This is a genomic window from Polyangiaceae bacterium (assembly GCA_020633205.1).
Lineage (GTDB): Bacteria > Myxococcota_A > Polyangia > Polyangiales > Polyangiaceae > JAHBVY01.
The window spans coordinates 241,763-266,108 of sequence record JACKEB010000010.1; the positions used below are offsets into that span (position 1 = coordinate 241,763).

The 24,346-nt window shown below is 64.5% G+C and carries 16 protein-coding genes and 1 tRNA gene; 8 read left to right on the forward strand and 9 right to left on the reverse strand.

Features of this window, described 5'->3' with window-relative positions; translation table 11 throughout:
• Nucleotides 1-269: 269 nt before the first annotated feature.
• Both H6718_01095 and H6718_01100 read right to left on the reverse strand, forming a co-directional pair.
• Complete coding sequence (locus tag H6718_01095) at nucleotides 270-1,031, reverse strand: HEAT repeat domain-containing protein (GenBank protein MCB9583958.1); 762 nt, start codon at nucleotides 1,029-1,031, stop codon at nucleotides 270-272.
• A gap of 200 nt (nucleotides 1,032-1,231) precedes the next feature.
• Entirely contained in the window at nucleotides 1,232-2,398 is a 1,167-nt protein-coding gene (locus H6718_01100) for a hypothetical protein (protein MCB9583959.1), read from the reverse strand.
• A 212-nt stretch (nucleotides 2,399-2,610) separates the two neighbouring features.
• On the opposite strand from H6718_01100, the gene H6718_01105 reads away from it, so the two are divergent.
• The 4 genes from H6718_01105 (at nucleotide 2,611) to H6718_01120 (ending at nucleotide 6,063) form a co-directional block, all read left to right on the forward strand.
• A complete protein-coding gene (locus tag H6718_01105; GenBank protein ID MCB9583960.1) occupies nucleotides 2,611-3,675 on the forward strand; it encodes a histone deacetylase in 1,065 nt (354 codons plus the stop codon).
• A gap of 207 nt (nucleotides 3,676-3,882) precedes the next feature.
• Nucleotides 3,883-3,954, forward strand: a tRNA-His gene (locus H6718_01110).
• Nucleotides 3,955-4,168: 214 nt separating this feature from the next.
• A complete protein-coding gene (locus H6718_01115) occupies nucleotides 4,169-5,332 on the forward strand; it encodes a PLP-dependent transferase (GenBank protein ID MCB9583961.1) in 1,164 nt (387 codons plus the stop codon).
• A 119-nt stretch (nucleotides 5,333-5,451) separates the two neighbouring features.
• A complete protein-coding gene (locus tag H6718_01120) occupies nucleotides 5,452-6,063 on the forward strand; it encodes a hypothetical protein (GenBank protein ID MCB9583962.1) in 612 nt (203 codons plus the stop codon).
• 140 nt (nucleotides 6,064-6,203) lie between these two features.
• Here H6718_01120 and H6718_01125 read toward each other — a convergent pair whose 3' ends face one another.
• The 5 genes from H6718_01125 to H6718_01145 all read right to left on the reverse strand — a co-directional run bounded on the left by H6718_01125 (nucleotide 6,204) and on the right by H6718_01145 (nucleotide 12,185).
• Nucleotides 6,204-7,142, reverse strand: coding sequence for a Stp1/IreP family PP2C-type Ser/Thr phosphatase (locus tag H6718_01125; protein MCB9583963.1), 939 nt, complete (start codon nucleotides 7,140-7,142; stop codon nucleotides 6,204-6,206).
• A gap of 430 nt (nucleotides 7,143-7,572) precedes the next feature.
• Nucleotides 7,573-8,130 carry a ribosome recycling factor gene (gene frr / locus H6718_01130; GenBank protein ID MCB9583964.1) on the reverse strand — a complete coding sequence of 186 codons (558 nt, stop codon included), beginning with the start codon at nucleotides 8,128-8,130 and terminating at the stop codon, nucleotides 7,573-7,575.
• Between the two features lie 320 nt (nucleotides 8,131-8,450).
• Entirely contained in the window at nucleotides 8,451-9,602 is a 1,152-nt protein-coding gene (nspC, locus tag H6718_01135; GenBank protein MCB9583965.1) for a carboxynorspermidine decarboxylase, read from the reverse strand.
• A 34-nt stretch (nucleotides 9,603-9,636) separates the two neighbouring features.
• Nucleotides 9,637-10,824: a saccharopine dehydrogenase family protein gene (locus H6718_01140; GenBank protein ID MCB9583966.1), complete on the reverse strand. Its 1,188-nt coding sequence runs from the start codon at nucleotides 10,822-10,824 to the stop codon at nucleotides 9,637-9,639.
• Nucleotides 10,825-10,946: 122 nt separating this feature from the next.
• A complete protein-coding gene (locus tag H6718_01145) occupies nucleotides 10,947-12,185 on the reverse strand; it encodes a patatin-like phospholipase family protein (protein MCB9583967.1) in 1,239 nt (412 codons plus the stop codon).
• A 371-nt stretch (nucleotides 12,186-12,556) separates the two neighbouring features.
• On the opposite strand from H6718_01145, the gene H6718_01150 reads away from it, so the two are divergent.
• The 3 genes from H6718_01150 (at nucleotide 12,557) to H6718_01160 (ending at nucleotide 21,390) form a co-directional block, all read left to right on the forward strand.
• Nucleotides 12,557-15,859, forward strand: a complete 3,303-nt coding sequence (locus H6718_01150; GenBank protein MCB9583968.1) for a PD-(D/E)XK nuclease family protein — start codon at nucleotides 12,557-12,559, stop codon at nucleotides 15,857-15,859.
• A complete protein-coding gene (locus tag H6718_01155) occupies nucleotides 15,856-19,428 on the forward strand; it encodes a UvrD-helicase domain-containing protein (GenBank protein ID MCB9583969.1) in 3,573 nt (1,190 codons plus the stop codon). Before H6718_01150 ends, H6718_01155 begins: the two co-directional genes overlap by 4 nt.
• Before the next feature lie 378 nt (nucleotides 19,429-19,806).
• Complete coding sequence (locus H6718_01160; GenBank protein ID MCB9583970.1) at nucleotides 19,807-21,390, forward strand: protein kinase; 1,584 nt, start codon at nucleotides 19,807-19,809, stop codon at nucleotides 21,388-21,390.
• Here the strand turns inward: H6718_01160 and H6718_01165 are convergent.
• Complete coding sequence (locus H6718_01165; GenBank protein ID MCB9583971.1) at nucleotides 21,381-21,782, reverse strand: (deoxy)nucleoside triphosphate pyrophosphohydrolase; 402 nt, start codon at nucleotides 21,780-21,782, stop codon at nucleotides 21,381-21,383. The two genes, H6718_01160 and H6718_01165, sit on opposite strands and share 10 nt — an antisense overlap.
• 169 nt (nucleotides 21,783-21,951) lie before the next feature.
• On the opposite strand from H6718_01165, the gene H6718_01170 reads away from it, so the two are divergent.
• Complete coding sequence (locus H6718_01170) at nucleotides 21,952-24,057, forward strand: DUF1565 domain-containing protein (GenBank protein MCB9583972.1); 2,106 nt, start codon at nucleotides 21,952-21,954, stop codon at nucleotides 24,055-24,057.
• A 1-nt stretch (nucleotide 24,058) separates the two neighbouring features.
• On the opposite strand, the gene H6718_01175 is transcribed toward H6718_01170, so the two are convergent.
• Nucleotides 24,059-24,313 (reverse strand): hypothetical protein, encoded by a 255-nt coding sequence (locus H6718_01175; protein MCB9583973.1) that lies wholly within the window; start codon nucleotides 24,311-24,313, stop codon nucleotides 24,059-24,061.
• Nucleotides 24,314-24,346 lie beyond the last annotated feature (33 nt).

Below are 24,346 nucleotides of genomic sequence, written 5' to 3' on the forward strand. Positions count from 1 at the left end.
TCCGCCCGGCAATCCACAGTGAGCCGTGCCAGTAGGCGGGCGAGCTTTGCCGCGAGTCACGGAGATAGGACACTCGGCGCGCCGCGGCTGCCCCTCACCCCCAAAAAGAAACCGCGAGTAGACCCTGAGTTAGCTCAGGATCCACGCGCGGCATGAGCGCTCACGAGCGCTTGGTTAGCCGACTGCGACGACACACGACTGCGACGACACACGACTGCGACGACACACGACTGCGACGACGAGCGACGTGTAGTTAGTCGACGCGGCAATCAGCCGACGCGAACGACCTGCGCACCCTGGAGCTCGAACTCCTCGGGGAGCGCTTCCGCGCACTGCTCGCGCAGGGACTCTTCGATCTCCCAGCCAGCGTCTGCCAAGCGTTGAGCGATGCGGTTACGCACGCGCAGCGACTCGTCTTCGGCGAGCGCCGTGACCAGCGCAGGGATGCTCTCGGGGTTGTTCATCGCGAACACCGTGGCGACGGCGTGGAAGCGCACCGGCTCGCTCATATCCTCGAGGAAAGGTTCCACCGCGACGCGGACGTCTTCGGACTTGAACTCCTCCAAGGCGTTGATCAGCTGCACCTTGGGCTCGGCGTTGCGCACGTACTCGGTGTCGAACTGATCGAGGATCGTCAGCAGCTCATCAACCAGCGCTTCGTCAGCCAGGATCTGACGGAGGATCTTGATCGGCCAGGTCAGGCTCTCTGCCTTCGCACAGTACTTGCGGATGGGCTCCAGCGCCTCTTCCCCTATGGAAACGACACCTGCAACGGCCATCTCCTTCTCCTCTTGATCCGTGATCGACGGCTCCATGGAGAAGGTGAAGCGCCTGAGCAGACCCGCCGCAGCGTCAGCGGTGCCGATCTTCGTCAGCTCCTGGAGCGCCTCTTGGCGGTCGTAGTTCTGCGAGAGCTTGTCCCCGGCCACGCGGGTGAGCCGGTTGAGCTCGCGAGGAGTGGCGCGCTTACCGGCGCTGGATCCCGCCTCAGTCGAGGCCTCTTTCTTCTTGAAGATATCGAACAAGCCCATCGAATCTGCTCCAGGCTGACGGCGCAGGGTGGGTCAGCCGGGCGTGCTTATAGCTCGAATGACCGCGAAGTGCAGTTGATGGTCCAGAAAGCTCGCGAAATGCGCGGTTCCGGGGCTTTTGCCGCACTTCCAGGGAAAAAAAAGCGGCGCGTGAGTCATGTTCACGCGCCGCAGCGAACCTCAAGCGAAGTGCTCGCAGATCAACCGTAGTCGCCAGGCCCTGGAGGCGCTGACGGGCGGCCCTCATCGTCGGTCTCCGGTACACCCATCAGGGCGTTCAACAGCGAGTTCAGTCGATGCACCAACCCGCCGAGCTCTGCGTGCTCGATTTCGAAGCGGTAGTTGGCGTTGCCGTTGATGACCTGCAGCAAGCCCTCTTCCATTTCGCTGATGGGACCCTGGATGTAGTTGCCGAGCAAGAAGCCACCCACGACCACCAGCAGCACCCCGAGGCCGGTCACCGCGAACACGGGCCAGAGCAGCCCGTTGACTGACCCGACCAGTGATGCGGGCACCGTCGCGATCAACACCGCTCGCTTACCGTCGCCGTAACCAGCCAGGCTTTGGGTCGCGTACAGCTCACCGGGGAACGCGTCCTCGACCACCGTGATGTTACCCGAGTCCGCACTCGCTTTGCTTGCTGTGGTGGTCTTCTCACCTGCCCCCGCCTCGAGCATGGGACCTGAGACATCCGCGCTCTTCGCGACCAGCTCGAGCTTCTCCCCGCTCATCACACCGAGCATGAGCGCACGACCACTGGTCAGCTCGCTGGTGCGCGTCAGGCGCTCATCACTGAGCGGCGTGCCCACCACCAGTGCGCCCACCACCTTGCCATCTTCGCCGCGCACCGGCGCATAGCTCGCGAGCATCTGCTCTTGGCGCTGCTTGTTCATCCAGACGTCAGAACCCGTCTGACCGTCTTTCAGCGACTGCCCCAGGGTCGGGTAGATCTCCCCGAGCTTGTCACCGCGCATCAGCGCGGAGCCATTGCGGCCGAGTGCGACCCCCGTGTCGTCGACGAAGAGCACCAGAGACGGCGCCATGCGAGCGAACTGGGCGTCACCCACCGCCGCGTCCCGCAGCTTGTTGGCTTGCGCCGTGGCGGCCTCGCTCTTCGCCTTCTCGGTGCCAGCGGCGAAGACGCCCTGAACTTCCTTGGTGTCCGCCTGGGCGGCCAACCAACGCTCCAGGCGCAGCGCATCGAGCGCCAAGCGAGCGTTCGCGCTCTTGATGGCGCGCTCCACATCGCTCTTGCGATTCTGGGGGTTGGATACGACGTCCTTCAGCGCCGTTAGCAGGAGAAAGTAGGACAGCAGTCCTACGACCAGCACGATGCCTGCGTTGACGATGATGATCTTGCCCCGCATGACCTGTCGCCCCTTCCTGTTGCCCTTTTGCCGGACGGCTGGGAGATCCCTCTCCCCTGCAGCCCACCCTCGATGGGCCTAGACTCGGCGTCGTACCTGCGCGCACCTTCTGATGCGCCTAGAAGAACACAGTTCGCACCTTCGAGGCAGGAACTGCAAGCAATGTTCAAAACCGGCGAGCAGCCTATCATCCCGACTGCGGAGAACGAAACATGGTGACGACGCTAGCGGTGGTGGACGACGCGCTCTTCGATCAACATCGTGCACTCGATCGCTCGGGAGCACCCTCGCCCCATCCTGAGCGGCCAGAGCGCCTCCAAGCGGCGCGTCTAGCGGTCCGGCGGCTGAGTGAACGCTTTGGTGACGAAACACTCCGGGTAAGCCCGCTGAGCCCACGCGACGCCACTCACGACGAATTGAGCCGCGTGCATGACGCGGGTTATTTAAGTGAACTCGAGCAGGCCCGAGGCGGTACCGGGTACCTCGACGCCGACACGTACTACGCCCCGGAGTCGGTGGCCGCAGCGGTCAGGGCTTGCGGAGGCTCCCTTGCGTTGGTCGACGCGTTGCTAGACGGAAACGCAGACTATGGGGTCGCGTTGCTGCGGCCGCCTGGGCACCACGCCAGGCCTGGCGCTGCCATGGGGTTCTGCATGCTCAACAACGTCGCCGTCGCGGCGGCGCACGCCCGCGCGCGCGGAGTCGAGCGCGTGATGATCGTCGATTGGGACGTGCATCACGGCAACGGTACCCAAGAGATGTTCTTCAAGGACCCCTCGGTGCTCTTCGCTTCCTTGCATCAGTTTCCGTTCTATCCGGGCACCGGCGCAACCGACGAGGTCGGCAGCGCTGACGGCAAGGGCTACACCCTCAACGTTCCCCTCAGTGCAGGTGCGGGAGACGCGGCCTATCTAGAAACCGCGCGGCAATTATTGGCGCCCGTGATCGCGGAGTATGACCCGGAGCTGCTGCTGATCAGCGCCGGCTTCGATGCGCACGCTCGGGATCCATTGGCTGGCATGGCGCTCAGCGCCGAGAGCTACCCCCGCATGCTGAGGGAGCTGACCGGCGCATGGGGCCGAAGCGCGCGCGGTCGCTTGGGTCTGCTGCTCGAGGGCGGATACGACCTGACGGGCCTCGAGACCTCCCTCGAGGCGACATTGAGCGGTTTGGTCGATCCGCTCCCGGCTGGGCCGACAACGGAGCGCGCATCTTCGCGTCACGAATCGGAGCTCTGGTCGGCTCGGAGCGCCGCCAAGCGCTTCTGGAAAGTCTGAAGTTTCAAGCCTTCGCGGGCGGTTCCGGCCGCGAGAGCCAGCAAAAGCAAGAGCCATAGCCGGCGCAGCCAGCGGGACTAGTCGGCGAAAAAAGCAGTGGAGCGTGTTGCGCGTCCCCCACCCCGTGAGCTAAGACTCCGCGCTCTCGCGGGGACCCCTCCGCGGACCAACGCACCCGGATCGTCCCCGAGACGAACCAGGCACACGGTGGGTGTAGCTCAGTGGTAGAGCGCTGGATTGTGGCTCCAGTTGTCGTGGGTTCAATTCCCATCATCCACCCCGAATCTCGCTGAAGCGGCGTCGCCCAAAAGGTGACGCCGCGCTGCATTTAGCGCCCCGGGAGGCGCAGGGCACGACTCAAGCGCGCGACCGACCAAAGCGCGAAGAGCGTCTCTGCAAGATCTTCGGGTTTGGGGGTGAGGAGCACCGCGCCGGCGCCCGTGCCGCTTCGTGCGCTGCCCTGGTCTACACGCTCTGTGGTACAGGCAGCGTCATGCACTCGGACAAGCTGGGCCTCGACACCTTGGCAATCCACGCAGGGCAAGAACCCGACCCGAACCACGCGGCGGTCATGCAGCCCATCGTCTTGGCGAGTACCTTCGCTCAGGCAGAACCTGGCAAGCCCAAGCTGTTTGAGTACTCGCGCAGCGGCAACCCCACGCGCCAAGCGCTGGAGGCTTGCCTCGCGGCACTGGAGGGCGGCACTCACGGCTTTGCGTTCGCCAGCGGCAGCGCTGCCACGCTCACGCTGCTCCACACACTGAAGCCCGGGGACCATGTGGTCAGCGGCGACGACGTATACGGCGGCACGTTCCGGCTATTCGACAAGGTGTTGAAGCCGATGGGCGTCAACACCACCTTCGTGGATTTGCGAGATCCGGCTCGCCTGGATGCCGCGATCACGCCTCAGACCCGCCTGGTGTGGATGGAGACTCCCACGAACCCCATGCTGAAGCTCTTCGATATCGAGGCGATCGCCGCGCGCAGCAAGTCTCACGGCATTCCCCTGGCCGTGGACAACACCTTCGCGTCGCCCATCATTCAGCAGCCGCTCAAGCTAGGCGCGAGCATCGTGGTGCACTCGACCACCAAGTACATCAACGGTCACTCGGACGTGGTCGGAGGAGCGTTGATCACTTCCGACGACGCAATCGCCGAACGCGTCGGGTTCTACCAAAACGCCATCGGTGGTGTGCCTTCGCCATTCGACTGCTACATGGTTCTGCGCGGAATCAAGACGCTACCAGTGCGCATGCGCCATCAATGCCAGAGCGCCGCGCTGATCGCCCAGCGCCTCGAGGGCCGTAAAGGCGTGAATAAAGTCCACTACCCCGGCCTCGAGAGCCATCCGGATCACGCCCTCGCGAAGCGCCAAATGCGCCTCCCCGGCGCGATGGTCAGCGTGGACCTCAGCGCGAACGTGGACCAGGCGAAGCGCTTTCTGTCGGCACTGCGGATCTTCACCCTGGCTGAGAGCCTGGGCGGCGTCGAGTCACTGGCCGAGCATCCTGCCATCATGACGCACGCCTCCATCCCGAAGGAGACCCGCGACGCGATTGGCATCGGTGACGGCCTGGTCCGCCTGAGCGTGGGCCTCGAGGACGTTGAAGATCTCTGGGCTGATCTGGAAGGCGCTTTCGCCGCCGCCGGACTCTGATCGCGAAGCCGATTCTGCCCGCTGGCGAAGCCGGCCAGCGACGCGCGTCGGCCCCGGACCACGGTCAGCGCGGATAAAACTGAGTAGGAATTTGAGCCGTAGGAGCTTAATGTCTCGGCATGACTCTTGGGCTCTCTCTTGCTCCCCGTCGTGTGATGGTGCGCGCCGTTGCGCTGCTCCCGCTGAGCCTGCTGGGCGCCAGCGCGATCAGCTGTAGCGACCCGGTCCCCGTCGCCGCGCAGGGTAACTTCAGCTTTCAGCTCGGCACGAACGCAGCGGGGGCGCCAAGTCGCTGCCAGCTTCCGAATAAGGTGTTCGGTTTCGGTGAGCCCTCCACCGCCGACCCGGGCAAGCGCACGGCGGACGGCGAGAGCGGCGTCAGCGTGAGCTGCAAGGTGCGCAAGCAAGGCGACGCATACGTCGTAGAAGGCAACGTCAAGAAAGGCGCCGACACTTTCTACGTCAACAGCACCGACGTCGACGTGACGTCCGGTGTGGGTAGCGCACTGGTCGTCGCCAGCTCGGGGGCGTCGATCGGCTACGAGACGTGCACCCAGCTCAACTGCCCTGGAGTGACGGATCCTCCGTTCTGCACCTTCGAGGTGATCAGCGATCAAATCCGCTCCGGCGCCGTCTGGGCCAAGGTCAGTTGCCCAATGCTCGTTGCGCCGAGTGAGCAGAGCTACTGCACCGCCAGCGCGGTGTTCGTGCTCGAAAACTGCGAGGAATAGCCAGTTCCGCAGGGAACCAAATGGTTCAAGCAAAAAGAGGTCGGACCATCCGGTCCGGCCTCTCTGCGTTTGTACGCCTGTTGTCCCGTTCGAATCACGCGCCTTGCAAAAATCAGGCGCCTCGCGAATCTGCCTGTGAATCAGGTGCCGCCGCGAGAGCTCGGGGGCGCCATTTCGACTGCCGCGATCCCTGCAGGAGGCGTGGGCGCCGTTTCCTCGACGGTTGGCACGTCGTCATCGGCGCGGCTCTCGTCTCCACCCTGCCCCGGGATGGGCATGGTGTCTCCGAGAGAAATCGGGGCGTCGTCCTCGTCTAGCGCGAACACCTGAACCAACACGGCGGTGATGTTGTCCTCGCCCCCGTGTTCGTTGGCCAGCGTGATCAGGCGGCGGCACGCGAGCGTGAGATCCTCCGTCGAGGTGACCACCTCGCGGATCTCATCGTCGTCGATCATGCCGCTCAAACCGTCGGAGCACAGAACGTAGAGATCGCCGCTCTTCGCGTCGTCGCTCTGCAGATCGACCGTGACTTGGTCCTGCATGCCGAGGGCGCGGGTGATCACGTTCTTCGGAAGCTCGCTGCGCTGCTCTTCTGTGAGCTCCGGCATCGCGAGCAGGTAGTCATTCACTAGCGAGTGATCGCGGGTCATCTGGGTGATCTCGCCGTCGCGAATGCGGTAGGCACGGCTGTCACCCACGTGACCAATGAACATCTTCTTCTTCTTCTGGCTGAACAGCGCACCTACGACGGTGGTGCCCATGCCTTGGCACTCGCGGGACTGCAGACTGCGTTCGAAGATCTGACGATTCGCGAGACGAATCCCGGTGAGCAAGCGGTTCTCTTCTTCGCTCAGGCGTGAGTCGAAGTGGAACGGCCAGGTCACGTCCTCGTTTGCGGTTGCCCTGAAGAACTCGGCGATGGAATCCGTGGCGATGCGACTCGCAACGTCACCAGCGCGATGGCCCCCCATGCCATCGGCGACGATGAAGAGCTCGTGGTCATCGAGCACCGCGAAACTATCCTCGTTGTGCTCACGCTGGAGCCCGACGTCGCTGATGCCTGCAGCTTTTGCCCTCAACCGACCCACGCTACGCCCTCACCATCCCAAACGAGCATTCCCTATGCGGGTCTCGTGTTTGTCCGCGGCCAAGCGTGCCTACCTCGAGTGGACGAGACAGGGGGATGAACGCCCGCGACGGAATCACATCACACGATTTCACGTGGTCACCTCGAGTGTCAAGCATACACCAGCTCGCGCCAACCCCTCGGAAGAACCGCCGATGTCTTCAAAGCCGGATCTCTTCAAAGCCGGATCTCTTCAAAGCCGCAGTCCGGTTCGGCCGATCTCCAAAGCGCAAGCCGGGGCTCGGCGAGTCCGCAGTTGTTTCCACTCCCCCGACTCGGAGGGGCCGCTCATCGGACGGCATGGTCGACTCGCCACCTGGCCCGCGGTCGTGACACTGGCTGCCTGATTCGCGTCCCCCGGCGCTCAGGCTGCAGCAGCGCCCTCACACCTCCATGATGTCTTTTTCGCGGGCCGCGACAAACTGATCGACGCTCGCTACCCCCGCACTCACGACCTCTTCGACCTTCTTCTTGGCGCGCTCTTGGTCGTCCTCGCCGATCTCCCCCTCGTTCTTCAGGTCCGAGAGCATATCGATGGCGTCGTGGCGAGCTTTACGAATTGCGACCTTGCAATCCTCGCCGTTGCGCTTGGCGAGCTTGGCTAGGTCCCTGCGGCGCTCCTCGCTGAGCGGGGGGATGGGAATGCGAATGAGGTCACCATCGGTCTGCGGGTTGAAGCCGAGATCGCTCTCTCGGATGGCGCGCTCGATGGCCTGAACCTGGTTCTTCTCCCAGGGCTTCACGGTGATCATCCGCGGCTCAGGCACGGCGACCGATGCCATCTGGGAGATGGGGGTCGACTGGCCGTAGTAGTCGACTCGGATCCCTTCCAGCATTCCCGAGTTCGCGCGCCCGGTTCGCAGCTTCGCAAGGTCACGCTTCAGTGACTCGTGGGCCTTGGTGATGGCTACCGCCAGCTCGCTGAGCACATCGTCGATCATCCGATCCTCCAATGAGGCGAATCTGGGCGATTCGCCGATCAGCGCACACCCCGCTTGGGTGATGTTCGTTCAGTCCTGCGAAGGTGCGCGTCCTGGGCTCGCGCCGCCGTGGGCGCGCTGTATCTACTGCCCCGCACCTTCAGGGGCGCGAGGTGGCGAGGCTTATAACACCCTGATCCACATATCGCGAGCCGTTAGCGCGCGCCGCAACCGGGGTACAAAACCAGGCAAAAAGCCTGGGATCTTGCGCTTCGAGTAGCCCAAGATCGTGCACTGGGCGCGGCGGAGCGCGCGCCTGTGAGGTGCGCGCTTTGTCTGCGCTAGCTGAGGCGGTGCTTGTAGTCGGCGTACCCGAAGCGACGGACCACGCGGCGAGCGTCCCCATCCGCGAGGACGATACTTGGCAAGCGGACACCATTGAACGTGGTGTTCTTCACCATCGTGTAGTGGGCCATGTCGAGGAACACGAGCTTGGAGCCGACGACCAATGGCTCCGCGAAGGAGTAGTCTCCGATCACGTCTCCGGCCAGGCAGGTCAGCCCTCCAAGGCGAAAGTCGTGTGCGAGCACACCAGGACGCGCCCCGCCTCTTATTTCCGCACGGTAAGGCATCTCGAGCACGTCCGGCATGTGGGCCGTGGCGGAAGTATCGAGAATCGCGATCGGGGGCTCACCTGGGATGATGTCCAGCACCGACGCCACCAGCGTTCCGGTGTTGAGCCCGATCGCCTCCCCCGGTTCGAGGTAGACGTTGACGTTCCAGCGCTCTTTGAAGCCCTTGACCAGGCGGATCAGCAAGTCGACGTCGTAGTCAGGGCGCGTGATGTGGTGCCCTCCCCCGAAATTCACCCATTTGAGCTTGGGAATGAACTCGCCGAAGCGCTCCTCGAAAGCGGCCAGCGTGCGCTCGAGGGCGTCGGAGCCTAGCTCGCACAGCGTGTGGAAGTGGAGCCCGTCCAGGAGTTCGATGAGGTCGGGGGTGAGGGCGCTGCGGCGCGTACCGAGGCGCGAACCTGGAGCACACGGATCGTAGAGTGCCGTCTTCACCTCCGAGTGCTCCGGGTTCACCCGCAGACCCACTTCAATGCCCCGCGCGCGAGCCCGCGCGGCGAAAAGCCGGAGCTGAGTCGGCGAGTTGACCACCAGGTGGTCCACCAACGGCAAGAGCTCCTGAAAGTCGGCTTCGGAGTAGGCGGGAGCATACGCATGCACCTCCCCCCCAAATTCCTCTTTGCCGAGACGCGCCTCGTCCGGCGAGCTAGCCGTGATGCCGGGCAGCACCTTGCGGACCTCACTGAAGGTGGACCACGCCGCGAACCCCTTCAGCGCGAGCAAGATCTTGCAGCCGGCCTCGCGTTGAACGCGGCCGAGCACTTCGAGGTTTTGTCTCAGCTTGCCCAGATCGATGACGTAGGCGGGCGTCTCCACCTGGGAGACGTCAGTGCCAGGGTCGCAGGGCTGAGCCCAGGGGATGTCGCTCTCCCCCGCGTGAGTGTCTGCGCCCACGTCAGCGCTCCTCGACGTGCCACGGCAGCCCGTGCTTGCCCAGCGCCTCGAGGAAGGGCTCGGGATCCAGCTGCTCCATGTTGAACACGCCTTGGCCCTGCCACTTCTTGGTGAGCATCATCATCGCACCAACCATGGCAGGTACGCCGGTGGTGTAGCTGATGGCTTGAGAGCGTACCTCGCGGTAACACTCCGCGTGATCGCAGATGTTGTAGATGAAGACGCGCTTGGGCTTGCCGTCCTTCTTGCCCTCGATCAAGCAGCCAATGCTGGTCTTGCCCGTGTAGTTCTTCGCGAGCGACGCCGGGTCAGGTAGCAGCGCCTTCAGGAACTGGATGGGTACGATCTTCTGTCCCTGGAAATCGATGGGTTCGATGCTGGTCATGCCGACGTTCTGCAGCACGTTGAGGTGCGTGATGTACTTCTCGCCGAAGGTCATCCAGAAGCGGATCCGTTTCAGACCCTTGATGTTCTGGCACAGCGACTCTAATTCCTCGTGGTAAAGCACATAGGCGCGCCTCACCCCCACCCCCGGGAAATCGAAATCCTGGTGGATACTCAGAGGCGCGATCTCTTTCCACTCACCCGCCTCCCAGTAACGGCCGTTCTGGGTGATCTCGCGGATGTTGATCTCGGGGTTGAAGTTGGTCGCGAAGGCGTGACCATGGTCTCCACCATTGCAGTCGAGGATGTCGATGGTGTCGATCTCGTCGAACAGCTTCTTTTGCGCATAAGCGCAGAAGATGTTCGTCACCCCCGGATCGAAACCGCTCCCGAGCAGGGCCATGATGCCCGCCTCTTTGAAGCGATCCTGGTACGCCCACTGCCACTTGTATTCGAACTTGGCGACATCCGGCGGCTCGTAGTTCGCTGTGTCGAGGTAGTCGACCTTCCGCGCGAGGCAGGCGTCCATCAGCGCGAGGTCCTGATACGGCAGGGCGACGTTGAGCAGCAGATCCGGCTTGACCTCGTCGAGCAGCTTGATGGTGTTCTCCGGGTTGTCGGCATCCAGCGCGCGCACCTCGATGTCGCGCCCCGTGAGTTCCTTCACCTCGGCGGCAATCGCCTCGCAGCGCGAGAGAGTGCGGCTAGCCAGCACGATCTCGCTGAAGACCTCGGGGACCTGAGCACACTTGTGCACCACCACCTTGCCGACACCGCCTGCGCCGACGATCAGAACCTTGCTCATCGTTCCTCCACTGGATTCCTAGGGCCTTCCCTGGCTTCCGCTGTGCGCGAGCCTAGCGAGAAGACGGCCGCGGACATGCCACATGTTCGTGACGCGGTCGAGCCTTCAGCGGTGGCCAGACTTCAGGGCGCCAACACACATGCAGCGCCGAAGAACTCGCGGATCTCCTGGCTGCGAGCCAGAGCGTCTTTTCGCCCCAACTCGATCAAGCGCTCGGCGAAACCGCCATCGAACAACAGGTACGCGGCCCAGTCAGCCTGGGACCCACGCGCCACGCCAAGCAGCCAGCGCGGGATGCGCGACAGTCGCCAGGAATCCAAATGGCGGTGCAGGTGCTCGGTAGCGATTGCCCCTAGATCCTCCGAGGGGCTGAAGACCAACGTTTCGATGCGTCGATAGGGCGCGCCTCGGGAGTCGACCAACAGGCGCTCCACCTCAGCGAAGCTTTGGGCCGGGAGCGCCTGCTCCAGCACCGCGACCAAGTGATTGAAGCGTTTTAGCACCGCGAGGTCATACACGACCTGATCGAGCAACAGCGCGTTCATCACTTTTCCCGCAAGGAAAAATAGGCTCGGGTATTCGTTGATCTCTACCGGGGGTTCCAGGCCCTCTTCACGGGTACCGGAGAGCGTGATCACTACTAGCCGGTCGGAACCCGCACGAATCGCAGGTGAGATGGGCGTGTTGAAGCGCAGGCCACCATCGCAGTAGTAGGAGGCGCCGATGCGCCGGGCGGGGAACAACAGCGGGATCGCGGCAGATGCCAGCACGTGCTCATCACCGATCTGGCCTACTTCCGCACGGCGACGCGGGTCGCGAGAGGGGCGAAAATCTGCTGCGGGAGCGACCTCGGAGAAGATAGTGGTCTTGCCGGTGGCGACATCGAGGGCCGCGACCAAGAGCGCCAAGGTGCGCCCGGCGTCGACGTTGTCGTGGAGCGACTCCCACTCGATACTGCCTGCGATCATCGCCTCGAGCGGTCGCGGATCCAGCAGCGAGCGACCAAAGTGCTCCTGGTCTTGCCCTCCGTTGCTGCTGCGGCGCAGGCCCGCACGCAAAGAAAGAAAGCCCAGAGGATCGAACTGCAGATGGCGTTCGATCTCCAGGCTGGTCCAGGTGTGGCGCAAGCGCTCGATGTCTAGATCCGCGCGGTGAGTGTTGGCAGCGAGATAGGCCGCATTGATCGCGCCAACGCTGGTCCCCGCGAAGACGCGAAACGGAGACGGGCGGTGCACCGGCGTACGCAGCGCCTCGACAATGCCCTCGACGACCCCGACCTCGTAAGCGCCACGCATCCCACCGCCGCTCAGCACCAGACCAATGCGTGGCTCCTGCGCCACCGGCACGATGCTGGGACGCATGCTGCTGCGCGGACCAACGCTCGCCGGCGGCTCGCTCGTTTGAGCGAGTTTCGGCCGCGTGGAGGGAGGCGCGCTCACACCCTCTCCCAATCACCGCGAGTGCAGTTCCGCGCCCGAGCTCGTGGCTCTGTCGACCTCGATTGGTGCGACGCGCAGCGCATCCTTCGCATCATAGCCGAGGTACGGTTCGCTGCGCGCTGGTCATTAGTGGACATCGAGCGGTAATAGGAGACGTCGTGCCTGAAAGAGACGTGCCTGAAAGAGCCGCAGTGCCTGAAAGAGCCGCAGTGTCTGAAAGAGCCGCAGTGCCTGAAAGAGCCGCAGTGCCTGAAAGAGCTGCAGTGTCTGAAAGCGTGCCTAAAGGAGCTGCAGTGCCCGAGTCGCGCCATCAACTCTGGGTGTCCCACCGGGCTGAGAGCCGCCTCGCTCGTGCCCACGAGTGGTTGAACGGCCACGGTGAGGTAGCGAAGCTCTTACTGGTTGGCTCGCCGCTGGCGCTGTCGCGACTGGTACATCGGAGCCTGCGGGAACCGCGCTCTGAGCCAAGCACCCAGGACGGCAGGGCAAGCTTTGGCTGGCAGCGCCACAGCTTGGCGAGCCTCGCAGGCGTACTAGCGGAGGCGGACCTCGCAGCCCAGCAGCAGCTCCCCGCAACCGAGCTTGGACTCGAAGCGGCCGCCTGCCGTGTGATCGCGGAGCTGAGCACCGAGGGCCGTCTCGGGCGCTTCACTGGCGTGGGCCAGCGCCCGGGGCTGCCTCGAGCATTGGTTCGCACGTTCAATGACCTCGAACTCGGCAGGCTGAGTCTGAGCGAGCTCGAAGGGCCAGCGCCGGACCTCGTGAGGCTGTTGATGCGCCTCGAACAAGAACTCAAGAGGCTCTCCCTCGTGACCCGCGCTCAGGTGCTCGCCCTCGCGACCGAGGCCCTCGCCACCGCGCCACTCGAGTACGGCGCGGTGTTGCTGATCGATCCGAAGATCCACCACGCTGCGGAGGCCGAGCTGCTGCGTGCCTTGGGGGAGCGGCTCCCCTGCTGCGTTGTATTTCCCCACGGCGATAAGCAAACGGAGGACTGGCTTGTTGACGCGTTCGGGGTGTCCCCCGAGTATCTGGAGAGCGACGCGGCCGGCACGAGCCTCGACCGACTACAGCTCGAGCTCTTCAACCCGAGAGAGCTGCCGCTCGGCGAGATCGAGGCTGAGGTCAAGATCCTGAGCGCCCCTGGGGAGAACCGTGAATGCGTAGAGATCGCTCGGCAGATCCTCGAGTTCGCAGCCCAGGGAGTCGCGTTCGAGCGCGTCGCAGTGCTGCTCCGGAGCCCGCAGAATTACGCGCCACACATCAGCGAAGCGCTCACCCGCGCAGGTATCCCTCATCACCTGGCCCGCGGTCTCCAGCGGCCCGACCCGGCGGGGCGAGGCCTATTGGCCCTCCTCGCTTGCCGCGCGGAAGGGCTTAGCGCAGCGCGCTTCTCCGAGTACCTTTCCCTGGGGTGCGCCAGGCCTGCCACCACAGCCCAAGGCTTGGACACCTGGGCAGCGCCGGCCGACGAACACGGCTTGGCACCGAGCGCAGCGCCCCCTGACGCGGAACCGACCGAAGGTGAGCTGCTCGAAGCGGCCCGGGACCAAAACCTGGACGCCAGTGGGACACGCCCGGCGCCTCGCCGCTGGGAGCGACTGCTCAATGAAGCGGCGGTGATCGGCGGCGCCTCGCGCTGGAGGCGACGGCTCAAGGGTGAGGCAGAGCGACTGGAACTAGCCAGCGCCGAGAGTGAGCACGAAGCCGAACGCTCCCGGCTGTCCCGCGACGCAAAGTCCCTACGTGACTTGGCGGAGTTCGCGCTCCCGATCATCGATCTGTTGGAGGCGCTGCCTGACAGCGCCCGCTGGGGCGACTGGCTGGAGAAGCTACGTGAGCTGGCTGCGGGCGCGCTGGAAACCCCGACGCGCGTGCTGCAGCTGTTGTCTGAGCTGGATCCAATGGGCGCAGTTGGCCCGGTCTCGATTCATGAGGTTCAACTCGTGCTCGCCGCGCGCCTCGGTCAACTCGCGGGGCGCCCGGGCGGCTCGCCGGCGGGTAAGGTCTTCGTCTCGAGCGTCGACGATGCGCGCGGTTTGAGCTTTGAAGCGGTCTTCGTTCCCGGTCTAGCGGAGAAGCTCTTTCCGCACAAAGTCGCCGAGGATCCGCTCCTGCTCGATGCCGCGCGGCAACATCATCCCCAGCTAGCTAGAAACGAGCAGCGCGTCGGGGTCGAGCGCTCCATGTTGCACCTCGCCGTCGGCGCAGCGAGCCGCCGGGTCGTGTTCAGCTATCCTCGCGTGGACATGGAGCGCGCCCGCCCGCGGGTACCGTCGTTCTACGCACTGGAGGTCGTGCGTGCCGCTAGCGGTCACCTGCCTAGCTTTGAAGAGCTCGCCCAGCGCGCCCGGGACGCGTCTCACGGTCGCATGGGTTGGCCTGCCCCAGAGCGCCCGGAGCTGGCGATCGATGACGCGGAGTACGACCTCGCGCTGCTCGAGAGCTGTCTCGGCTCTCACGAGGCGGAAGCGCGCAAGGGTGCCGCGGGCTACTTGGTGAGCGCGAACCCTCACCTGGGACGCGCGCTGCGTTTCCGCGCGAGACGCTGGAACCTCAAGACCTGGCGCGGCGCGGACGGTCTGGTGGATCCGAGCCCGGCGGCGCGCGACGCGCTGGCGCTTCATCGAATCGAAGCACGTCCGTATTCTGCCACGGCGCTCGAGCACTTCTCGGCTTGCCCCTACCGCTTCTACTTGTCGGCGGTACTCCGCCTCTCGCCGCGGGAGACGGCAGCGCGAGCAGAGCGCCTTGATGCGTTGACTCGGGGCCGCCTGATCCACGAGGTACAGCAAGCGGTCGCCGAGACGTTGCGTTCGAGCGGACGCCTACCGCTGGTCCCCGAAAGGCTTCAAGAGGCGACGGAGCTGATGGAGGCCTCGCTCGCTCAAGCGGAGGCGCGCTACCGCGAGCAGCTCGCTCCCGCCATCGATCGAGTATGGGGCGACGGCATCGAAGAGATAGCGGGCGACTTGCGGGGCTGGCTAGAGCAGCTCGCCCTGGACCACGACTGGCAACCCATCCACTTCGAGTTGGCGTTCGGTATTCGCCGCTCCGATCGCGATCAAGGCAGCCGCCTCGAACCTGTCAAATTGAGCTGTGGGATCCTGCTTCGAGGCGCCATCGACAGCGTCGAGCGAGCTCGCGGGGGGGGAGAGGAAACGCTGCGCGCGACGGACTACAAGACGGGGGCCCCGTTGGACGTGCGCCGCACCGCGCTCCCGGAGAACCGCGGGCAGTTCGCGATCCGCGGCGGGCGGACGCTGCAGCCACTCCTCTACGCCGAAGCCCTCGAGCGACTGTTCCCGAAGGCACGAGTCTCCGGAGGACGCCTCGCGTACTCCACCCGACGCGGTGAGTACCGGACCTTCTTTGTCCCCTTGGACGACTACACCCGGCAGTCCGTCCAGCTGTTCAGTGACACGCTGAAGAGCCTGCTAGACGGCGCGTTTCTGCCCGCCGCACCCGAGCCTAGAGCCTGCGAATACTGTGACTTCAAGCATGTGTGTGGCCCCTACGAAGAGCAGCGGACCGCGCGCAAGACGGAACCGCATCCGCTGATCAAACAGCTGAAGCGTCTGCGGGAGGAGCCATGAACGAGCTTGCGGATGCAGAAGCGCGGAGACGTATCCGCGAGGATTTAAAATCGAGCTTCGTCGTCGAGGCAGCCGCTGGCACCGGCAAGACGACGCAACTGGTCGAGCGCATCACCACGTTGGTTGAGTCCGGAACGACTCAGCTTTCACACATCGTGGCGTTGACGTTCACGGAGAAGGCGGCGGGCGAAATGAAGCTCAGGCTGCGTGCGGAACTCGAACGCAGACGCCAGCAGACTCAGAAGAACTCCATTCAGCGAACCAACCTAAATCATGCATTGGAGCAGCTGGAGACGGCGCACATCGCGACGATTCACGCGTTTTGCGCCGACTTGCTGCGCGAGCGCCCGATCGAAGCCGACGTCGATCCGGACTTCCAAGTCATCGACGCCGAGGCCACTCAAGAGCACTTGGAGCAGGTGTTCTCCCTGTGGTTCGAGCAGAATCTGGAGAGCCCACCAGAGGGTCTGCGACGCATGCTGCGCCGGAAGCCGCTGCGCCATGGCGAGAGTCCCCGAGAGCTAATCCTGTGGGCAGCGGCCACACTAATCGACCACCGTGACTTCCCCGGTGTCTGGCAAGCGCCGCCAGACTTTTCGCGGGAGCCCGCGCTATTGGAGATGCTCGCCCGCCTGCGCGACCTCGCGAGCATCGCTGACGTCGCCTACGAGCCGAACGCCTATTTGGTGCAAGGCTTGAGTGAGCTCGGACGCCGGATTGAGCGCGTGGCCCCGCGTGGCAGCCAAGACGTTGACTTCGACGCGCTGGAGGCTCTGTTCTCGGAGCTACCCCGTGCCCGTTTCCGCACGGGTAAGAGGGCCTGGTGGGAGTACGCCGGTTCACCCCGAGATGTCGCGCCGGATCTGTCGATTCAAGAGCTGCGCGAGCGGCGCGCGCAGCTGGTGCAAGAACTGAAAGCCCTGAATCGGCTGCTTGATGCAGATCTCGCGGCGAAGCTTCAGCACGCGCTAGAGCCCGTCGTGCTCGGCTACGTGCAGCGTCTGAACAGCGCCGGCGTGCTGGACTTCTTGGACCTATTGCGCAGCGTGCGCGATTTGTTGGTGCGCAACGACGAGGTGCGGCGCGAGCTTTCGAGTCGCTTTACTCACCTATTCGTTGACGAGTTCCAGGACACGGATCCACTCCAGGCGGAAATCCTGTTGCTTCTCGCGGCGGACGATCTTGCCGAGGTGCGGCCGTCGCACATCCGCCCAAAGGCCGGCAAGCTCTTCGTGGTTGGCGATCCCAAGCAAGCGATCTACCGCTTTCGGCGCGCGGACATCATGCTCTACGAGCGAGTGAAGGAGCAGCTCCTGGGGAGCGGCGCAGAGCTGCTTCACCTGAGCACGAGCTTCCGCTCCCGGCCTGCCATCCAGAGCCTTGTCAACCACTGCTTCTCCGAGAGAATGACCGGCGGCGAGACTCAGGCCAGCTACGTTGCTCTGCAAAATTTCCGCACAGAATCCACAGATCAACCCAGTGTCGTTGTGCTGCCGATCCCGGCGCCGTACCCGCACTGGACGGCGACCCCACGGGTCACCTTGGGCCAACTCGAAGCGAGCTTGCCCGACGCAGTGGGCGCCTACGTCGATTGGTTGGTCACACAGAGCGGCTGGATGGTCGACGCGCCCGGCGGCGCGCGCCCGATCGCGGCGCGCGACGTTTGCTGCCTGTTTCGACGCTTCGTCAACTTCGGCGAGGACGTGACTCGCCCGTACGTCCGTGCGCTGGAGGCCCGTCGCTTGCCCCACGTGCTCGTGGGCGGGCGCTCATTCCACGGACGCGAGGAGGTCATGGCGTTGCGCACGGCACTGCAGGCGATTGAGTGGCCCGACGACGAGCTGATGGTCTACGCGACGCTTCGCGGCGCCTTCTTCGCGCTCTCCGATTCAGAGCTACTCGAGTTCAAGGCATTCATCGGTTCGCTCGCCGGAGACCAGCAGCGCCTTGGACGCCTTCATCCCCTGCGCCGCACACCTCGGGAACGCTTGCCGGAGAGTATCCAGGCGGTGGCCGACTCGTTGGACATTCTTGGCTCACTCCACGTCAGTCGAAACCGACGCCCCATCGCGGAAACGATCGGGCGCCTGCTTGCGGAGACTCGGGCGCATGCAGGCGTTGCTATCTGGCCCACTGGAGAACAAGCCCTGGCGAACGTCTTGTCGCTCATCGACAAGGCGCGTCGCTACGAGGCCCGCGGGGCGCTCTCGTTTCGCGGTTTCGTCGAGTGGCTGGAGCTAAGCGCCGAACGCGGACAGGGAAGCGAAGCACCAGTCATCGAAGAGGGTACGGATGGGGTTCGCCTGATGACCGTACACGGCGCGAAAGGCCTCGAGTTCCCCGTCGTCATCCTCTGCGAGCCGGGCGCACCGCTGGAAACCAACCGCCCTTCGCGCTTCATCGACCCGGACGCGGGGCTGTGGGCCCAAGGCTTGTGCGGCCTGATGCCATATGAGCTGCTAGCGCACGAAGATCAGATCAAGGCGCAAGACGACGCAGAAGTGATCCGCCTCGGCTACGTCGCGGCCACGCGCGCTCGCGACTTGCTCGTGGTGCCTGGCATCGGCGATGGTCCCTACCCCGAGGAACGCTGGAGTAGCATCTTCCACCCAGCGATTTACCCCGAGAAACAGTTCCGCGGGGTATCACAACGCGCCTCCGGATGCCCGGATTTCAAGCCTGACAGCGTCTATCAGCGGCCGTTTGGCCCGGATCTCCTGGATCGAGTACCAGTCAAACCGGGTTGGCATCCGGAGCTCGCCGGGGGGGCGGGGGCGGTGTGGTGGTCGCCAGCGGATCTCGAGCTGAATCGCCACGAACGCGGGGGAATTCGCCAGCAAGAGATCTTGGTGGCCGACGGTGAAGCGAGCGCCGCCAAGGCCGCACATCAGGCGTGGTCCGAGGAACGGAAGGCACGTCTCACCCGAGGCGCGACGTCGGGCGCTCATTCGCGCAGCGTGACTCAGGTAGCACACGCCGTCGAGGCACGGGCCCAGGGCGAGCCGGCACCGCTTGCGGAACTGAGCGCCGACGCGGCGCGCGCCCTCGCCTCGAAATATTTCCCTGAAGAAATACTCACGCTGGCAGACGCTGTGCGGGTCGAGGCACCGATCGCGCGCAGCAGCGGACGACCTCGGGGTGCGCGCTTCGGCACGTTGGTCCACGCGCTCCTCGAGCGGACGGAGTTCGATACGTCTGCGAAGGGTGCGGCGAACCTGGCCTCGCTCGCGGCGCTCCTCGCCCGGCAGCTCGGGGCTACTGAGCGGGAACTGCTCGCAGCGCGAGACGCCTGCGCGAATGCATTGAACCACCCGCTGATGCGACACGCACAGACAGCCGAGGACGTGAGGCGCGAGCACTCCTTGAGCTACGTGCGTCCAGATGGCGAGCTCTGGGAAGGCGTGGTCGACTTGGCGTTCCTGGCCGATGGCGCTTGGTGCGTGGTGGACTTCAAGACGGATGTGATCAACGACGCGCCGTACGCCTATCGGCTGCAAGTCGCCATCTACTGTCACGCCATCAGCTTGGCGACGGGCAAACCGACAGCGGGGGTGCTGCTAGGGGTCTGACAACGCAACGCATTATGCGTCCCGCTACCCCACCCAGCGTTGCGCGTTGCGTCAGGTCGTGAACGACGACCTCGTACGTATGGGTTGGAACTTCACATTCAAAGTACCCGAATCGACCAGACCGCTGGCATGCCGTCGGCCGGCGCTGGCCGTGAGCCCAACAAACACCAATATCCACGAGGTTTTCCAGTTCGAAGCCTGGCATCGAGTGAGCTTCGGGCGGATACTCGCTGCCTCGAACTCGTGCGAAGTGGAGGCTCTTGGAAGCGACCCGCCTCGATCCCCCCTGCGGGCGGCTCGAGGAGCGGGGTCAGGCTGCTGCCCAGCAATCGGCGCTGGGGCCAGTATGAGGCGATCTGCGAGCTGGCCGATGGGGGTATGGCGAGCGTACACCTCGCGCGTCGGGTCGGTTCCGAAGGAGACTCCGGGCTTGTCGCGGTCAAGGTGCTTCACGGCCACCTGCAGGACGACGAAGAACATCGCGTTCTATTCCGTAGGGAAGCAGACCTGATCGCACATATCCGTCACCCCAACGTCGCGTCGCTGATCGAGTTCGGCGAGGAGGCCGGGGAGCCCTACCTGGTGATGGAATACGTCGAGGGCTCAACCCTTGGCACGCTTCAAGCACACACCGCCCGCACCGGGAGCTGGCTCAGCCGAAGCGCCGCCCTCACCATTTGCATCGACGCTCTCGCCGGCTTGCACTCTGCACACACCCTGAAGGACGCAGCTGGGAATTCCGCAGGCATCGTGCACCGCGACGTATCCCCACAGAACATCCTGGTCGGGGTCAGCGGTCAGGCGAAGGTCGTGGATTTCGGCATCGCCCACGCATCGGATCTCGATTCGAAGGACAACGATTCGGTGCGGGGACGCCTGGCATACATGTCGCCTGAACACATGCGGGGCGAGGATATCGACCGCCGGGCAGACGTCTACGCTCTGGGAATCGTGCTCTGGGAGCTGCTGACCGCGAAGCGTCTCTTCAAGCACCGCCACGACGGCGCGCAGATCGACGTGATCGAAGCCGTCCCGCGTGTCCGCAGCATCAAGTCTGACCTACCGCAGGACCTAGACGAGTGCGTCGCCAGAGCGCTCGCGCCTCGCCGCGAAGACCGCTTCGACACCTGCGAGGCATTCGCAGACGCGCTAGAAGCAGCGGTAGAAAAAGCGGGCCTGGAGCTGTCCCGCAAAGAAGTCTCTGAGTTGGTGCTTGGAGCGTCTGGGCGCGAGCTCGAGCTGCGTCGAGCGAGCGCTCGTGCCGCCGCAACAGCGGAGTCGGGTCCGCAGTGGAGTGCCCCTTCGGATCCGGCGCCGCAACCGGTGGGATCGAGTGCATCACGGCTGCCGCTTCCCCGCGGCAACTTCTCGACTCCAGGTAGCGAGGCGATGAGCCAAACGCCTCCCCCAGTGGCGGTGGACCTGCCGCGTGCGTCGCACCCGAGCATCCATCCGAGCTACGTGGGCCCTCCACCGGGTGGCAGCGTGCCCCCACCCATGCTGTCGGATATGTCCCGGGCTTCTTACGTCCCTGGGGCCATCCCGGGTGGCCAGCACAGCGTGCCACCTCAGACGACGAGTCGCGCTTGGCAGTGGGTGCTGGTGCTCGGTTTGGCGGCGCTTGTGGGCACCCTGTTGGTGGTCGCCTGGCAGCGCGCCCACCCACCAGAAACCACGGTCATCAGCCCCAACGCGAACGCTGAAACGCCAGAAAAGAAGCCACAAAGCAGCGAAAAGGCGCGCCTCACCCCCGACCCCACGAGCAAGCCAGGGGACGGCGCACTCAGCGTCGACGATATTCCCGTATGGCAAAGCCGACCTCGCACGGCGAGCGAGCGAGCCAAAGCTCAGAGCGGCAGCTCGGATCCCACCCCCGCGGCGACCACCGAGTCGAAGCCGTCCGAGCCGACGCCGCCGAAGAAGCGACCGTCCGACGTCGACCTCGCCAACCCCTACCGCTGAGGCCTTCTGCGTAGGGACGCAGCGACGGACGCCAGCAGAGGGATGTCCGCGGGCGCCCAGTCCAGAGCATGAATCTCATCGGCTGACAGCCAGCGTAGCTCCGCGTGTTCGCGCGCCGTGGGCTGCCCAGCCTCTAGCTGGCAGGCTAATAGCTCCAACTGGACGTCCCCGACTCGCGAGACACCGAGCCGTTCACCGACCTGGACGCTGACACCAAGTTCTTCCTCGATCTCGCGCCGGAGCGCTTGCGCGGGGGTCTCTGGCGGCTCAATTTTTCCTCCAGGAAATTCCCATTTCAGCGGTTCTCGCATCTGCGTGCCCCGCCTTGCAGCGAGCACTCGTGTGTCTAGAAAGATCGCAGCTGCGACGACATGTAGGCGACTCACCCTCATAGACTAAACCGAGACAGGCTACGCCGGGTGCTGCACAGACGCGCCCTGATTGGCTCAAGGAACGCTGCCGTCTGCCGATCTGCGGTTTGTTCGCGCCTTCTAGTGCGCGGCCCGCCCGATTTCCAAGCCGGGCGACGGTGCCCCATCGGGGGCGTGGAGGACGAGTCTGATGTTGCGCATCCGTGGTCGACACATTTTGCCGTTGAGCTGTCTGGCTTTGATTGGCTGTGGATCCGAAGATCCAACCCCCAAGAGCGGGACCGGAGAAGCGGCGGGCGGTAACGGCCACGCGGGAGCTGCGGTTGGCGGACAGGCGGGAAGCCTGAATCCGGGAGGAACGGGGGGACAGCCAACAGGCGGCGCAGGTGGCCAGTCAACTGGCGGTGTTGGTGGGACGACGGGCGGCGCCGCTGGGACTGGCAGTACCGGAGCGGTCGGGGGCGCCGCGGGTACGGCGGGAGCGGCCGGTGCAGCGGGGGTCGGCGCCGCCGCGGGTGTGGGAGGCGTTGCCGGAGTGGCAGGCGTTGGCGGCGTGGCGGGAGCGCTGGTCTGCAACACGTTGTTTTATCGCGATGCGGACTCAGACGGCTGGGGCGCGGCGAATGACACGGTCACGGACTGCAACGCTCCCACGGGCTACGTTGATGTCGCTGGGGACTGCAACGATGCCGACCCGAACAACTGGGTCTCGTGCGCTAGCTGCCGCGATCGAGACGCCGATGGCCACTTCGCTGGTTGCGACGCCTACATCACGATCAAGGGCCTGGACTGCGATGACCTGCGACCTTGGATAAACAAGGATATGGTGGATGCTCCCCCACTCTTCACGGGCGACACGGAAGACTGGGATTGCAACGGCGTGGACGTCAGCGTGGACGAGAGCGTCGGCGCCTTCGTGTCTCCGCAAGGAGACGACGCCAACAACGGCACTCGTTCCGCGCCCGTACGCACCTTGCGACGCGGGATCGAACTAGCGGAGAGCCACCAGCTGTATGCCGTGTTCGTCGCGGCCGGCAGCTACTCCGAGGATGTCCACACCAGCGTTAGCCTATTCGGAGGCTACGACCCCGACACATGGGAACGCGATGCGCTGACCCACGTCACGCGCCTCGTCGCACCAAGCGATGGCGCCGTCCACGTGGACTCAGGTTCTAAGCTCGCGCTGCAGGGGTTTGAGGTCCAAGGCGCGAGTGTGACGACGGCCACGAGCTCTTCGCCCGTGCGCGCGACGAACGCGACCGTCGTGGTCCACAGCGTGCGGATCTCTGGCGGGAACAACAACACAGCTTGGGGTGAGGTTGCGGCGTTTACCGCCAACAACACGAACGCGTTCATCGTGAAGAGCGACGTCTACAGCGGCACCGCAGGCAAGGGCACCTTCGGAGTGCGCGCCACGAGTGGCTGGGTGTACCTAGAGGCCAGTAGCGTGAGCATGAGTCAGGTGACCCCAGCAACTACGAGTGCAGGAGTTTCGATCGCGGGCGGGCGCGGAACTTTCTGGGCGTCTAGTGTAATCGGAGGCCGAGCCGTCTCAACCTATGGAATCCTCGCGGAATCATCCAAGGGCCTCGACGTTCGCGAGAGTTCGGTGCACAGCGGGACGAGCCTCAGCGAGTGGACCGGACAGGACGCCACCCCCGCGGGCTGCGTCGGACTCAAAGTCTCCGGCGGAACGACCAGCGTCACGTCCAGTGTGGTCATGAGCGCCGAGACGGGCACCCAATGCTATGCCAGTCGCGCGATCGATAGCGCGAGCAGCATCGCATTGATCAACGCCTTGGTTCACGCGGGGACCGCCGACAGTGGGGCGGGCTTGCGACAGACCAGCGGGCAGAGCCTGATCGTCGGTTCGACACTCATCGCAAACGATGGCCCGTCGGGTTCTGCTTGGGAGCTGGGGACGGGCAGCATCGGGATCGCCCTCAACAGCATCTTTCAATTCCATGCGGATACTGGAATCAGCGCGAGCGGCACCGTCCAGAGTCTCTTCAACGACATCTGGAGCCCCACGAGCAATTGCCTCGTCAAGGGCGCCAGCTCAGCTTGCGCGCAGACCGCGCAGGCAGTGGATTCGAGCTACTGCTTGCTCGCGACCTGTGGAAACATCTCGCAGGATCCGGAGTTCGACAGCAGCCTGCAAATCAGCGACGACAGTCCGTGCGTCAACGCGGGACTGGACCCGACGCCTTGGTTCTCCGGCCCCATCGTCGACCTCAACGGTCAGCTGCGTCCGCTTGGGGGCCGCTACGACCAGGGCGCGTTCGAAGTGAAGTGAGTTAGGGTGTCGCGCTGGCAGACGTGCTCGGGTTCAAGAGGATGATTCCGTCGTCATCGTTCGCTTCGATTGGACCGCGCATGAACATCATGGCGATCACCCAAACGCCGATGATTGCGACCAACACCAAGAACCACCACCAGAGCGAGGAGCCCGCTTGCACCGACCGAAGCGGAGGTAATTCCTTGGGAGCGGTCTCTGACGGGACCTCACCTGAGGCTTCTCCGGACCCCGGATCGGGTTGAATCGCTGACACGCTGGAGCCGTACCAGACCAACTCGTCTACGTC

What these genes read in the sequence shown, in the direction of transcription:
- H6718_01160 (MCB9583970.1), top strand. Translation starts at nt 19,807, where the DNA reads ATGGCGAGCGTACACCTCGCGCGTCGGGTCGGTTCCGAAGGAGACTCC.
- H6718_01165 (MCB9583971.1), bottom strand. Translation starts at nt 21,782, where the DNA reads ATGAGGGTGAGTCGCCTACATGTCGTCGCAGCTGCGATCTTTCTAGAC.
- H6718_01140 (MCB9583966.1), bottom strand. Translation starts at nt 10,824, where the DNA reads ATGAGCAAGGTTCTGATCGTCGGCGCAGGCGGTGTCGGCAAGGTGGTG.
- H6718_01100 (MCB9583959.1), bottom strand. Translation starts at nt 2,398, where the DNA reads ATGCGGGGCAAGATCATCATCGTCAACGCAGGCATCGTGCTGGTCGTA.
- H6718_01120 (MCB9583962.1), top strand. Translation starts at nt 5,452, where the DNA reads ATGACTCTTGGGCTCTCTCTTGCTCCCCGTCGTGTGATGGTGCGCGCC.
- H6718_01105 (MCB9583960.1), top strand. Translation starts at nt 2,611, where the DNA reads ATGGTGACGACGCTAGCGGTGGTGGACGACGCGCTCTTCGATCAACAT.
- H6718_01155 (MCB9583969.1), top strand. Translation starts at nt 15,856, where the DNA reads ATGAACGAGCTTGCGGATGCAGAAGCGCGGAGACGTATCCGCGAGGAT.
- H6718_01115 (MCB9583961.1), top strand. Translation starts at nt 4,169, where the DNA reads ATGCACTCGGACAAGCTGGGCCTCGACACCTTGGCAATCCACGCAGGG.
- frr (MCB9583964.1), bottom strand. Translation starts at nt 8,130, where the DNA reads ATGATCGACGATGTGCTCAGCGAGCTGGCGGTAGCCATCACCAAGGCC.
- H6718_01145 (MCB9583967.1), bottom strand. Translation starts at nt 12,185, where the DNA reads ATGCGTCCCAGCATCGTGCCGGTGGCGCAGGAGCCACGCATTGGTCTG.
- H6718_01095 (MCB9583958.1), bottom strand. Translation starts at nt 1,031, where the DNA reads ATGGGCTTGTTCGATATCTTCAAGAAGAAAGAGGCCTCGACTGAGGCG.
- H6718_01170 (MCB9583972.1), top strand. Translation starts at nt 21,952, where the DNA reads ATGTTGCGCATCCGTGGTCGACACATTTTGCCGTTGAGCTGTCTGGCT.